11 protein-coding genes are annotated in these 12,512 nt (G+C 60.5%); 3 read left to right on the top strand and 8 right to left on the bottom strand.

Going from position 1 to position 12,512, the window contains the following annotated elements:
* Nucleotides 1-13 precede the first annotated feature (13 nt).
* The 5 genes from AB7813_RS28260 to AB7813_RS28240 all read right to left on the bottom strand — a co-directional run bounded on the left by AB7813_RS28260 (nt 14) and on the right by AB7813_RS28240 (nt 7,006).
* Nucleotides 14-1,036: an ABC transporter permease gene (locus AB7813_RS28260; protein ID WP_439082855.1), complete on the bottom strand. Its 1,023-nt coding sequence runs from the start codon at nt 1,034-1,036 to the stop codon at nt 14-16.
* Complete coding sequence (locus AB7813_RS28255; protein ID WP_120288813.1) at nt 1,033-2,619, bottom strand: ABC transporter substrate-binding protein; 1,587 nt, start codon at nt 2,617-2,619, stop codon at nt 1,033-1,035. Before AB7813_RS28255 ends, AB7813_RS28260 begins: the two co-directional genes overlap by 4 nt.
* Nucleotides 2,620-2,720: 101 nt before the next feature.
* The gene (locus AB7813_RS28250) at nt 2,721-4,307 is read right to left on the bottom strand and encodes an ABC transporter substrate-binding protein (RefSeq protein WP_439082856.1); all 1,587 of its coding nucleotides are present in this window, start codon (nt 4,305-4,307) and stop codon (nt 2,721-2,723) included.
* A gap of 39 nt (nt 4,308-4,346) precedes the next feature.
* Nucleotides 4,347-5,933, bottom strand: coding sequence for an ABC transporter substrate-binding protein (locus AB7813_RS28245; protein WP_439082857.1), 1,587 nt, complete (start codon nt 5,931-5,933; stop codon nt 4,347-4,349).
* A 161-nt stretch (nt 5,934-6,094) separates the two neighbouring features.
* Complete coding sequence (locus AB7813_RS28240; protein ID WP_439082858.1) at nt 6,095-7,006, bottom strand: 2-hydroxyacid dehydrogenase; 912 nt, start codon at nt 7,004-7,006, stop codon at nt 6,095-6,097.
* A gap of 262 nt (nt 7,007-7,268) precedes the next feature.
* Here AB7813_RS28240 and AB7813_RS28235 point away from each other — a divergent pair, with 262 nt between their 5' ends.
* Nucleotides 7,269-8,147, top strand: a complete 879-nt coding sequence (locus AB7813_RS28235) for an AraC family transcriptional regulator (RefSeq protein ID WP_210269248.1) — start codon at nt 7,269-7,271, stop codon at nt 8,145-8,147.
* 15 nt (nt 8,148-8,162) lie between these two features.
* Here the strand turns inward: AB7813_RS28235 and AB7813_RS28230 are convergent, their stop codons facing one another.
* The 3 genes from AB7813_RS28230 to AB7813_RS28220 form a co-directional block, all read right to left on the bottom strand.
* Entirely contained in the window at nt 8,163-8,393 is a 231-nt protein-coding gene (locus AB7813_RS28230; protein ID WP_068737422.1) for a hypothetical protein, read from the bottom strand.
* On the bottom strand, nt 8,390-8,608 hold the full coding sequence (locus AB7813_RS28225; protein WP_068737424.1) for a hypothetical protein: 219 nt from the start codon (nt 8,606-8,608) through the stop codon (nt 8,390-8,392). The genes AB7813_RS28230 and AB7813_RS28225 overlap by 4 nt, the downstream gene beginning before the upstream one ends.
* Before the next feature lie 279 nt (nt 8,609-8,887).
* Nucleotides 8,888-10,429 (bottom strand): acetolactate synthase large subunit, encoded by a 1,542-nt coding sequence (locus AB7813_RS28220; RefSeq protein ID WP_093761088.1) that lies wholly within the window; start codon nt 10,427-10,429, stop codon nt 8,888-8,890.
* A gap of 239 nt (nt 10,430-10,668) precedes the next feature.
* Between AB7813_RS28220 and AB7813_RS28215 the strand changes: the two genes are divergently transcribed.
* Nucleotides 10,669-11,283, top strand: coding sequence for a L,D-transpeptidase (locus AB7813_RS28215; protein ID WP_439084197.1), 615 nt, complete (start codon nt 10,669-10,671; stop codon nt 11,281-11,283).
* Between the two features lie 105 nt (nt 11,284-11,388).
* Entirely contained in the window at nt 11,389-12,207 is an 819-nt protein-coding gene (locus AB7813_RS28210) for a DUF2927 domain-containing protein (protein ID WP_089268029.1), read from the top strand.
* Nucleotides 12,208-12,512: the final 305 nt, after the last annotated feature.

The raw sequence follows: 12,512 nt of genomic DNA, 5'->3' as shown, positions 1-12,512 counted from the left end.
CATATAATCCCGTTCACGATGCCGCACGCACGGAGACGCGTGGATCGATCACCCGGTAGATCGCATCGGTGAGAAGATTGAGCGCAATCACGATCACCGACATCACTAGGAACACGCCCAGCAACACCGGATAATCGCGCTGCAACAGCGCGTCATAGATGAGACGGCCGAGACCCGGCCAGGCGAACACGGTCTCGATCACCACCGCACCGCCAACCAGCGCACCGGCCTGCATACCCGCGACAGTCACGATGGGCAGCATCGCATTGCGCAGGATATGGCGAATGATGATGCGGCCCTGCTTCAGCCCCTTGGCCTTCGCGGTCTTGATAAAGTCCTGATGGGTGACGTCCAGCACCGACGAGCGCATCAGACGTGTATAGATCGCGAGATACACCGCTGCGAGCGACACCGCCGGCAGGATCAGATGCATCCCGATATCGCCCATGCGCTGCAGTGTCGTCATCGGCACGCCGATGGTGACATAGCCGAAGGCCGGCAGCCAATCGAGTTGCACCGAAAACAGCAAAACCAGCATCAGTCCAAGCCAGAACACCGGCGTTGCATAAAGCAGCAGCGACACGATCGTCAGCAACGTATCTGACCACTTGCCAGCACGAACACCGGCCAGCGTGCCCAGAATGATACCCGACAGCAGTGCGAGAGTGAAAGCCGTCGCCGTCAGCAGCAGTGTTGCCGGCAGACGCTCGAGAATGAGCGACGCCACGGTCCGTTGCTGGCGATAGGAATAGCCGAGGTCGAGCGTCACGACGCGCTTCAGATAGGTGGCGAGCTGAATCGGATAGGGCTTGTCGAGCCCATATTCAGCGCGCAGCTGCTCCAGAAGCTTTTCATCCGATGCGCCGCTCTGGCCGGCGATGACCTGCGCGGGATCGCCAGGTGCGGCATGAACGAGAATGAAGTTGAAGGTCGCAATGACCAGAACGACCGCGACGAATTTGACAATCCATCCCGCGAGCGCGAGGGCGACCGCGAAAACGCGACCGCCTTTTGCATCGACCGACACCGCCGTCATCCGAAGCTCACGTCGCTGAACGATTCATGCACGCCGATCGCTGTTGTAGTCACGTTCTTGAGGCGCTTGTCGATGAACGTCGGATAAGCCTGCTCGAACATCCAGACCACCGGCACATCCTCGACCAGGATCTTCTGAACCTGGCTGTACAGTTCCTGACGCTTGGCCTCGGAGGTCGAGGTTGCAGCCTCTTCGAACAGACGGTCGACTTCCGGATTGGAATAGCCTGCCGTGTTCGAGAATAGGATGCCCTTCTTGATATTCGACGAGATGTAGGTGCGCGACACGCCGAGCGCGGGATCGCCGAACTGATAGACCAGATTGCCGGTCATCTCGTAGTCCCAGTTGCTGAACTTCTCCGCCCAGCCACCGACGTCGGTGTTCTCGATCTGCACATCGATGCCGACGCGGCCGAGCGACTGGCGAATGAACTCGGCCGCGCGCTGATAGATTTCACCATAAGGCGGGGTGAGATACTTGATAGTAACGCGTTTGCCGCCGGCACCCGGCTTAAGCCCCATCTCGTCGAGCAGCGCCTTCGCCTTGTCCAACGAGTAGTCGTAACGCTTGACGTCCTTCTCGTAGAACCTGGTCGCTGATGACACCGGACCGGTCGCAACCTTGGGCAGACCAAAGTAAACGCGCTGTGCCATCGATTTCAGATCGAGCGCATAGGCAATGGCCTGACGGAAACGCTTGTCGTCCATTGGCTTGATGCGGTTGTTGAGCTCAAGCCACTGATGCGGTGCGAAATATTCGTAGCCCTTGGTGGTCATCTCGAAATTCGGCAGCTTCGACAGCCGCGCCACATCGAACATTTCGATGTCGTTCCACTGCGTCAGCTGAATCTTGCCCTGCTCCAGCGCAACGGCGCGTGATGCGGAGTCGGGAATGATGCGGTAGATGATTTCGTCGAGATACGGCTGATCCTTGCGGTAGTAGCCTTCGTGCTTGACGAGATGAACATGCGAGCCCTTCACCCATTCCTTCAGCTTGAACGGGCCCGAACCGATCGCCTGTGCATTGGCCGGGTTCTTGCGATATTCGGTGCCGTCATAGATATGCTTCGGCACGATCGGACCCGTCGTGCAGTCGAGCGCGGTCAGGAACGGGGCAAAGGTCGACTTCAGCTTGAACACCACGGTGAGCGGATCCGGGGCATCGGCCTTTTCGATGCGCGAGTAAATACCGCGCGCACGTGCATGGGTCTCCGGCAGCAGCTTGGTCATCGAGAAGATGACGTCATCAGCCGTCAGCGGCTTGCCGTCGTGGAAGGTGATGCCCGGAAACAGCTTGAACGTATAGGTCAGGCCGTCCGGCGACACTTCCCACGACTGTGCGAGACCGGGAAGCGGCTTGAGGTCAGGGCTGTAACGCAGCAGGCTCTCATAGATCTTGCCGCCCAGTGTCAGCGTCGGCTGCTGCTGGTTCAGTGCCGTGACGAGGATCGGAGGCTCTGGCTGAATGATCGTGTTCAGCGTGCCGCCTTTGGTTTGGCCAGCGGCACGGGTGATGCCGAGGGGGATACCCGAGAGCGCAACCGCGCTCACGCCCATCAGCTTCGCGAATTCACGTCTATTCATAGCCTCTTCCTTTAAACATTGACGCCTGACAGTGGCTGTAGCCGGACGCTTGCACGTCCGGCTACAGCCAAGCCATCAAGTGACTTTCAGTAACTTCGGCTTCAACCGAGCGTCACGGCTCCAAAAGTCTCGTGCACACCGATGCCGGTGGTGATGACGTTCTTCAACCGCTTGTCGATGAAGTTGGGGAAGTCTTGCTCGACCATCCATGCGATCGGGACTTCTTCTACGACAATTTTCTGCACGGCCGTGTAGAGTTCCTGACGTTTTGCGTCAGAGGTCGCCACGGCGGCTTCCTCGAATAGCCGGTCTACTTCCGGATTGGAATAGCCCGCGATATTTGAGAACAGAATACCCTTGCGGATATTCGCCGTGATGTAACTGCGCGACACGCCCAGTGCCGGATCGCCGAACTGGTAAAGCAGATTACAGGTCATCTCGTAATTCCAGTTGCTGGTGCGCTCGGCCCAGCCGGCGAGATCGAGATTTTCCAGTTGCAGATCGATGCCGACACGACCGAGCGATTGCTTGAAGAATTCGGCCGAGCGCTGCCAGATTTCGCCATAGGGCGGAACCAAGAATTTGATGCTGACACGCTTGCCGTCAGCACCGGGCTTCAGGCCCATCTCGTCGAGCAGGGCTTTCGCCTTGTCCAGCGAGTAGTCGTACTGCTTGACATCTTTTTCGTAAAACCGGGTCTTCGACGAAACGGGTCCGGTCGCTACCTTCCCGAGATTGAAGAACACGCGTTGCAGCAGCGCTTTGCGATCGACCGCGAACATCACCGCCTGGCGGAAGCGCTTGTCGTCCATCGGCTTGACGCGAAGATTGAACTCCAGCCAGAAATGCGGCGCGAAGAACTCGTAGCCCTTGGTGGTCATTTCGACATTGGGCAGCTTCGAGAGACGCGCAACGTCGAACAGTTCGACGTCGGTCCACTGCGTCAACTGGACCTTGCCCTGTTCGAGCGCGACGGCGCGCGATGCGCCGTCCGGAATCACGCGGTAGATAATTTCGTCGAGATGCGGCTCGCCCTTGCGGTAGTAACCCTCGTGCTTGACCAGATGAACGTGTGAGCCCTTGACCCATTCCTTGAGTTTGAACGGGCCCGAGCCGATCGCCTGGGCGTTGGCAGGGTTCTTGCGGAAATCGGTGCCGTCATAGATGTGCTTCGGCACGATCGGCGCTGTGGTGCAATCGAATGAATTGAGGAACGGTGCGAACGGCGCCTTCAGCGTGAACACGACCGTGAGCGGATCGGGCGCTTCGGCCTTGTCGATGCGCAGGAAGGTGCCGCGCGCGCGCGCGTGGGTTTCGACGAGAACCTTGGTGACCGAGAACACCACGTCTTCCGAGGTCAGCGGCTTGCCGTCATGAAAGGTGATGCCCGGAAACAGCTTGAACGTATAGACGAGGCCGTCGGGCGAAACGGTCCAGGACTCAGCGAGACCAGGCAGCGGCTTGAGATCGGCGCCGTAGCGCAGCAAGCTCTCATAGATCTTGCCGCCCAGCGTCAGTGTCGGCTGTTGCTGGTTGAGCGCCGTCACCAGGATCGGGGGCTCGGGCTGGATGATCGTATTGAGCGTGCCGCCCTTGGTCTGACCGACGGCGCGGGTGACGCCGAGAGGAATTCCCGAAAACGCAGTCGCACTCAAACCCAATAGCTTCGCGAATTCACGTCTGTTCATCTTAATTCCTTTGTAGCAAGATATTTGAAACCTTCAACGTCATCCGAAGCTCACCGCCCCGAATGTCTCGTGCACCCCGATCGCCGTCGACAACACGTTCTTCAGCCGCTTGTCGATGAAGTTCGGATAGTCCTGCTCGAACGTCCAGACCACCGGAACATCGTCAACGAGAATTCTCTGGACCTGACTATAAAGCTCCTGCCGCTTGTCATCGGATGTCGCCACGGCTGCTTCTTCGAACAGGCGATCAACTTCCGGATTGGAATAACCGGCGGTGTTCGAGAACAGGATGCCCTTCTTGATATTCGATGTAATGTAAGTGCGCGCGACACCGAGCGCGGGATCGCCGAACTGGTAGACCAGGTTGCCGGTCATATCGTAATCCCAATCGGCGAACTTTTGCGCCCAGCCGGCGATATCGGTGGTCTGCAATTGCAGATCGATGCCGACGCGCCCGAGTGACTGGCGCAGGAATTCGGCGGCCCGCGTATTGGCCTCGCTGACCGGCGAGATCAGATAGCGCAGCGTGACGCGCTTGCCATCCGGACCCGGCTTCAGCCCCATCTCGTCGAGCAGCGCTTTCGCCTTGTCGAGGGAGTAGTCATACGTCTTGACGTTCTTGTCGTAGAACCGTGTCTTCGACGAGATCGGGCCGGTCGCCAGCTTGCCAAGCCCGAAATAGATTCGCTGCAGCATCGCCTTGCGGTCGATCGCATGCATCACGGCCTGACGAAAACGCTTGTCGTCCATCGGCTTAATGCGATTATTGAGTTCGATCCATTGATGCGGCGCAAAGAACTCGTAGCCCTTGGTGGACACCTCGTAATTCGGCAGTTTCGACAGCCGTGGCACCTCGAAGAATTCGATATCGCCCCACTGCGTCAGCTGCACCTTGCCCTGCTCTACCGCCACGGTACGCGACGCACCATCGGGGATCGCGCGGTAGATGATTTCGTCGAGATAGGGCTCGCCGGGCCGATGGTATCCTTCGTGCCGGACAAAATGGATGTGCGATCCCTTGACCCACTCCTTGAGCTTGAACGGACCGCAGCCGATTGCCTGCGCATTGGCGGGATTCTTGCGATAGTCGGTACCTTCATAGATGTGCTTCGGCAGGATCGGCGCCGTGGTGCAATCCAGCGACGTCAGGAACGGCGCGAAGGGCGACTTCAGCGTGAAGATCACCGTCAGTGGATCGGGCGCTTCCGCCTTCGCGATACGCGCAAATGTCACGCGACCGCGCGCATGGGTTTCCATCAGCACCTTGGTCATGGTGAAGATCACGTCTTCCGACGTCAGCGGCTTGCCGTCGTGAAACGTAATGTTCGGAAACAGCTTGAACGTGTAGGTCAGCCCGTCCGGCGAAACCTCCCAGGATTTGGCGAGGCCGGGAATCGGTTTGAGATCGAAATCGTAACGCAGCAGGCTCTCATAGAGTTTGCCGCCGACGGTGAGGGTCGGCTGTTGCTGATTGATCGCCGTGACCAGGATCGGCGGTTCGGGCTGGATGATCGTATTGAGCGTACCGCCTCTGGTCTGCCCCGTGGCGCGGGTAATGCCGAGCGGGATGCCTGACAGCGCCGTAGCGCTCAAACCCAGCAATTTCGCAAACTCACGTCGATTCATTCAGCTCTCCCGATGGATCCAGAGGGTTGAACGTCAGGGTTGCACTGACGCGCAAGGATGAGCTTGCAAAATTCAAGCCGCCGCCGTCGCCGGGCCGATCATCATCGCGATCGGGCCGGCGTTGTCCGAGAGCCGAACATGTTCCGTGAATGAGCAGGCATTCAGTATCCCAGTGCCGGATCGACGCGGTTGAGTAGAATCTCTCCGGCCTTGAGACGGCGGATATTCTCGGCGATCTGGTCGGCAATGACGCGTGGCTTGGCCAATCCGGCCATGTGCGGCGTCACCAGAATACCCGGCTCCGTCCACAGCGGATTGTCAGGCTGCATCGGCTCCTTGTCGAACACGTCGAGAATAGCGCCGCGCAAATGGCCCGAACGCAATGATGCGACAAGATCCGGTACGTTCAGATGCTCGCCCCGACTGCATAGGATAAGTGACGCCCCTTTCGGCAGGCGGGCAAAGCAATCGGCATTCAGGATTCCCATCGTGCTCTGCGTTAGCGGCAGCAGACAGACCAGGATGTCGGTCTGCGCCAGGAAATCGTCGAGCGCGGCGTCACCGGCGAGGACCTCCACACCCTCGACCTGTTTTGCGGAGCGCGACCAGCCGGAGACCTTGTAGCCGACCGATTTCAGCAGCGTGGCAGCCTGGATTCCGAGGGTGCCGAGACCGAGGATACCGACACGCTTCTCGGCGGCAGCGACCTGATCGTAGCGATGCCAGTGCCCATTGCGGGCATTGGTGGAGACGCGATCAAATTCGCGATGAAAATACAGCGTGCCCCACAGCACATATTCGGCCATCGCCTTGCCCAGCAGCGGATCCACGATCCGGCACAGCGGCAGGTCCGGCAGTGCCGTGTCGGACAACACATTGTCCACACCGGCGGCGATGGAGTGGATCAGCCGCAAATTCGGCATGATCGCCATTACGCCCGCGGGTGGTTTCCAGCAGACCACAACCTCCCCGTCCAGCGCCCCCACTTCCGGCCAAGTGGTCACGACTGCGCCGGGAACCGCCCGCTTCAGATGGTCCTCCAGAAAGCCCATGGTGTTGGACAGGGTTGTCATGAGAGTAATGCGCGTCATCGAATTCCTGCGTTTGTTTTTGCCCGAGCCTTTTCCGTTCCGATTGAATCGGAACGGGGCTCAGGATTGTTGTTTTACGCGTTTTCTTAATGCGAACCGGTACCCACTTCGCTGGAAAACGCGCTAGTGGCATGAAGCCTGCTTTGAGAATGGCAACGTCCGGAACGATGCGCCCAAAACCTCTATCCTAGGGTACGATGTCGGCGCATCATCTCCGTCTTCACAGGGTCAGGATTTGTCGCGTATGGGCCATATCTCTTCAATTTCGTGCAACACGCCGCGCCAGCGCGTCGCGCCGCCGGCCATGGTGAGTTTTTCCGGCTTCGAGGCCAGCGGCCGCCGCGCCGATGCACTCCAGGCCGCACAACGCCCGGTGGTTGCGATGGCTGCCGAATTCTCCTCGGGCGGCGTCGGAGTCCGGCACAGCCACCGCCGCGCGCAATTTCTCCACGGCCTGACCGGGGTCATGACCGTGATCACCGAGACCGGCAGCTGGACCGTATCGCCGCAGCATGCGCTGTGGATCCCGCCCGGCGTCGTCCATCAAAGCCGCTGCTGGGGCACCGTGCAGCTCCGTACGCTTTACGTCGAACCCGACGCGACGGTCGGCCTGCCGACCTCGTGCCAGCTGATGGAAGTGTCGTCGCTGGTACGCGCGCTGCTCAACGAGGCCGTCACCTTCCCGACCGAATACGATATGGACGGCCGCGAAGGCCAGATCATGAATTTGATGCTCGCTGAAATCGGCCGCATGCCGGCCGTGCCGCTGCGCGCGCCGATGCCGCAGGACCGCCGCCTCGCGCGTATCTGTGAAGCGATCCTGCGCGAGCCCGGCAACAATCAGGATCTGGAATCCTGGTCGCAGATCGGCGGCCTCGGACGACGGACGCTGACACGGCTGTTTCGCCGCGAGACTGGCATGAGCTTCGCCGAATGGCGCCAGCAGGTGCGATTGATGGAAGCATTGTCGCGCCTGACCATGCGCGAACCGGTGACCAATGTGGCGCTCGATCTCGGCTATGATAGTCCAAGTGCCTTCAGCGCCATGTTCCGTCGCTCGATGGGAATTTCACCACGCGACTATCTGCGCTGGAGCGAACAGACGGAGGACTTGGCAACGTGACCGACGCGCACCAGCTTAGGACTCGACCGCTGGCCGCGTTTCCATCGAAGCACGCAAACGCCGGATACCGGCTTCGATTTCGCGGATGTCGTCGTCGAGCTGCCCGAGCAGTACGCCGAAATTGAAGTCCATTCTGTTGCGGACGGACGCCGCCAGCGTTTCGCGATGCACCTTGAGATCTTGCAACGCACTTAGCTGGTTCGTATCGACATAGGCGGCAACTACAAGCTCAATCGCGCTTTTCACCGCAACGCTTTCTTCTCGGCTTCATCGATTTGCGCTTTCAGCCGCGCCTTGGTCGCTCGAACACCGGGGAATGGTGCTCCGAGCCGGCGTGCCTGGATCTGAACGGAACTCTGCGGTCGTTTCATGATCACCGCGGCTCTGGCCAGCGATACTTTACGCGCGATAAGCCCTTTCAAAATTTCAATCTGTTCGTCGTCCCAACGATTTTTTGCCATCTGATCTTATGAGTGCGCTGAAATAACTTGTCTGTGCGGTAGCTGTCCCTTTGCAACGCGATGTTCACAACTATTGTTCCCGATGCACCCAGGTTGCAGAGCACAATCCCTGCCGGAGAAAGCGCTGCGTGTGGCGGAAAATCGGAACGCGTTTCCATTGGTATCATTTCGTCAGCAGGGAACAGTACTGAAAAGGCTCCGGAGTGATCCGGAGCCTTTCTCTATTTGGGGGCACCGCTTGGTAGCGGGGTATTTGTCAGCCGCGGTGATACCCGCTGCTCACATCACCACTTCGATCAGCTTCGGACCCTTCGCGGCGATCGCGTTGGCGAGCGCCTTGTTGAAGTCGTCGACGTTGGACACCGAGACACCGGGGACGCCCATGCCCTTGGCGAGCGACACCCAGTCGAGCGCCGGGCGATCGAGATTGAGCATATCCAGCGCGCGCTGGCCGGGCTCGCCAGCATCGACGCCTGCGAATTCACCGAGCAGGATTTGATACTTGCGGTTGGCGAACACGATGGTGGTGATGTCAAGTTCTTCGCGGGCCTGGGTCCACAGCGACTGCAGCGTGTACATCGCGCTGCCGTCGCCGACCATGCAGATCACCTTGCGGTCCGGGCAGGCCACGGCGGCGCCGGTGGCGACCGGGGTCGAGAAGCCGATCGAGCCACCCATGTTCTGCAGCCAGTCATGCGGCGCAGCCGCTGCGGTCGGCGGGAAGAAGCCGCGGCCGGTGGTCAGCGACTCGTCGACCATGATGGCGTTTTCCGGAATCGCATAGGCAATCGCCTGCGCAATCGTGGTGTGGTTCAGCGCACCGGTCGGCTTCACCAGTTCGGCGAGCTTCTGCGGCTTCACGTCCGACGGCTTGGCACCGAGCGCGCCGGCCAGCGCTTCCAGCGCAGCGATCGAGTTCTCGCCGCCTGCGGTTATGCGATGCACTTCGCAGCCTTCCGGCTTCAGCATGCTCGGCTTGTTCGGATAGGCGAAGAAGGCCACGGGATCGTTGGCTTCCACCAGCACGATGTTCTTGAAGTCCTTCAGCAGCGGAAGCGCGGCTTCGATCACATAGGGAATGCGATCGATGGAGAAGCGGCCACGACCGCGCGCCATGCGCGGATTGTAGGTCTGGCCCATCACCTTGCAGCCGGTCTTGCCGGCGATCTGCTCGGCCAGCGCCAGGCCCTTTTCGGTCAGCCCCTGGCCGGTCATCAGCAGCAGCGTCGAGGCGCCACCGTCCTTCATGATCCTGGCGGCAGTCTCGACGGCCTGTGCCGAATAGCCGGCGCTCTGCTTCTCGGCCGGCACCGGGGCCACGCCATCGGCCGCGCCCCATGCGGTGTCAGCGGGCAGGATCAGCGTCGCGATCTGGCGATCCTTGGCGGCGGCAATTGCTGCGGCGCCGTCCTTGGCCACCGACTTGGAATCCGGCGAGGTGTGCACCCACTGCGACATCGGACGGGCGAGGCCCTCGATGTCCGAGGTCAGCGGCGCGTTGTATTCGATGTGATAGACGGCATGCTGGCCGACGATGTTGACGATGCCCGAATTGGCCTTCTTGGCATTGTGCAGGTTGGCGAGGCCATTGGCGAGGCCGGGACCGAGATGCAGCAGCGTCGAGGCCGGGGTGCCCTTCATGCGGAAGTAGCCATCCGCCGCGCCGGTGACGACGCCTTCGAACAGGCCGAGCACGCAGCGCATGCCTTCGACGCGGTCGAGCGCCGCAACGAAATGCATTTCCGACGTTCCCGGATTGGCAAAGCAGACATCCACATTGCCCGCCACCAATGTCCGCACCAGGCTTTCCGCACCGTTCATCGTCTCACTCCGTTTGATTCAGGGTCGTATCTCGGTTTCTTGATCTCGGAGGCTGATGAACCATTGTTCGGAGGGCCCGTCAAAGGGTCGGAACGCAAGGCTTCGTTGTGAGGGCCGCGGGGCGGGCTGAACGCCGGTTATTATCGCTCCATCCGGGCTGTCCTCACACGGCCGTGGGTTGCGGATCGGGGCGATTTATGGCCTGTCTTGGGCCTCAATTTTTTCTGGCGAGGACCATGATGAAGCGCCTTTTTGCTCTCTTTTTTGCCGCAGCCGCGTTCACCACAATTGCGTTTCCTGCCGATGCACGCGTCCGCAACCAGCCACCAGCGCAGGACTTCGAGGTCGACGACGGCCCGTCGCTCTCCAACTTCTTCTCCAATTTCGGCAATGGCGGCGGCAACAGCTCCGGCCCGATCCAGCGCCAGACCGTCGGCTTCCACAGCAATTACGCCCCGGGGACCATCGTCGTGAACACCTCCGAGCGCCGGCTCTATCTGGTGCAGCCGGGCGGCCAGGCGCTGCGCTATGGCATCGGCGTCGGCCGCGATGGCTTCCGCTGGGGCGGCGTCCACCGCGTCACCGCCAAGAAGGAATGGCCGAGCTGGACCCCGCCGGCCCAGATGCTCGCCCGCCGGCCCGATTTGCCCCGCCACATGCCCGGCGGCATCGACAACCCGCTCGGCGCCCGCGCCATGTATCTCGGCTCGACGCTGTACCGCATCCACGGCTCGAACGAGCCGGAGACCATCGGGCAGGCCGTGTCCTCGGGATGCTTCCGCATGACCAATGACGATGTCACCGATCTCTATAACCGCGTCTCGGTCGGCGCGACGGTCATCGTCAAGAACTGAGCTTGACCTGAGAACGAAGGCTTCCTGCGGGAAGCCTTCGAATTGTCCGCGGGGGCGGCACTGAACGCTTGCGCAAATACGCGCATTGCGAGAACTTGAGTAATAATGCCCGCCCCGACACCAGATCGATTCATCGTCCGGACGATTGCCGCGCTGCTGGCGCTAGCGTCTTTGACCGCCTTCGTGCCGCAGCCGTCTTATGCCGGTGCGAGCGAGCCGCCCGCCGTTACGGCGCGCCAGCGCACCGAGAAGAAAACCTTTACCGACAGCGAGATCATCGACGGTTTTTTCAAGACCGCCTTTGGCGCCGAATATCACCTCGCCGGCCGCGTCGATCGCATCCGCAAATATGAGCTTCCGGTGCGGGTCTTCGCCGAGGGCCGTGCCGACCGCAAGGCTCAAATCGCCAAGGTTGTGACCGACATCGCGCGCCGGGTGCAGCATCTCAACATCGCCATGGCGGACAACCGCGACGACGCCAATGTACTGGTGAAGCTGGTGCGCGACCGCGATCTCTATCGCACCATCTCGACCTTCTATGGCACCGACCGGGCCAACGAGATCCGCGACTCCCTGGACCCGCAATGCCTGTCCGGCTTCCGCAAGAACGAGGCCTTCGAGATCGAACGCTCCGACGTGATCCTCACCGTCGACAATGGCGACTTCGTCTTTCTCGATTGCGCCTATGAGGAATTGCTGCAGTCGCTGGGCCCGATCAACGATACCAGTACGGTGCCGTGGACGATGTTCAACGACAACGTCCAGATGGGCTTCTTCGACGTCTACGACCAGTACATCCTCAACATCCTCTACGATCCCCGCATCAAGGCCGGCATGACCGTGCAGGAGGTCAAGGACGTGCTGCCGCAGGTGCTCACTGACGTGCGTATCTGGGTGAGCAAGGTGAACGAGCTGCAGGATTAGCGGCGAGCGTCGTCCGCAATCGTAGGATGGGTAGAGCGTCCTCGCGAAACCATCGCTTTTCTGAGCTTGTGTGGTTGATGGGTTTCGCTCCTGCGCGATGCGCCTGCACTCCACCCATCCTGCGATCCCGCGTGATGCTCTCGGTCGTCGTGGCCCGACTACGCGAAGCGAGCTTCGCAATGATCCCAGGCTTCTGCACACGTCATGGCCGGACTTGTTCCGGCCATCCACGCCTTGCTGTGGATGTCGCCCAGGCGTGGATACCCGGCATGCGCCGGGCATGACGGCGTCTGGTTTGGACGTTC

Source organism: Tardiphaga sp. 20_F10_N6_6 (assembly GCF_052076045.1).
In the GTDB taxonomy this organism is placed as follows: Bacteria; Pseudomonadota; Alphaproteobacteria; order Rhizobiales; family Xanthobacteraceae; genus Tardiphaga; species Tardiphaga robiniae.
This window is presented reverse-complemented; position numbering and strand designations above follow the sequence as displayed.

Bases quoted from the DNA above. Each gene is read 5' to 3' on its own strand.
- AB7813_RS28215 (WP_439084197.1), top strand. From the start codon at position 10,669: ATGAAGCGCCTTTTTGCTCTCTTTTTTGCCGCAGCCGCGTTCACCACA.
- AB7813_RS28235 (WP_210269248.1), top strand. From the start codon at position 7,269: ATGGGCCATATCTCTTCAATTTCGTGCAACACGCCGCGCCAGCGCGTC.
- AB7813_RS28225 (WP_068737424.1), bottom strand. From the start codon at position 8,608: ATGGCAAAAAATCGTTGGGACGACGAACAGATTGAAATTTTGAAAGGG.
- AB7813_RS28240 (WP_439082858.1), bottom strand. From the start codon at position 7,006: ATGACAACCCTGTCCAACACCATGGGCTTTCTGGAGGACCATCTGAAG.
- AB7813_RS28210 (WP_089268029.1), top strand. From the start codon at position 11,389: ATGCCCGCCCCGACACCAGATCGATTCATCGTCCGGACGATTGCCGCG.
- AB7813_RS28255 (WP_120288813.1), bottom strand. From the start codon at position 2,619: ATGAATAGACGTGAATTCGCGAAGCTGATGGGCGTGAGCGCGGTTGCG.
- AB7813_RS28220 (WP_093761088.1), bottom strand. From the start codon at position 10,429: ATGAACGGTGCGGAAAGCCTGGTGCGGACATTGGTGGCGGGCAATGTG.
- AB7813_RS28250 (WP_439082856.1), bottom strand. From the start codon at position 4,307: ATGAACAGACGTGAATTCGCGAAGCTATTGGGTTTGAGTGCGACTGCG.
- AB7813_RS28260 (WP_439082855.1), bottom strand. From the start codon at position 1,036: ATGACGGCGGTGTCGGTCGATGCAAAAGGCGGTCGCGTTTTCGCGGTC.
- AB7813_RS28245 (WP_439082857.1), bottom strand. From the start codon at position 5,933: ATGAATCGACGTGAGTTTGCGAAATTGCTGGGTTTGAGCGCTACGGCG.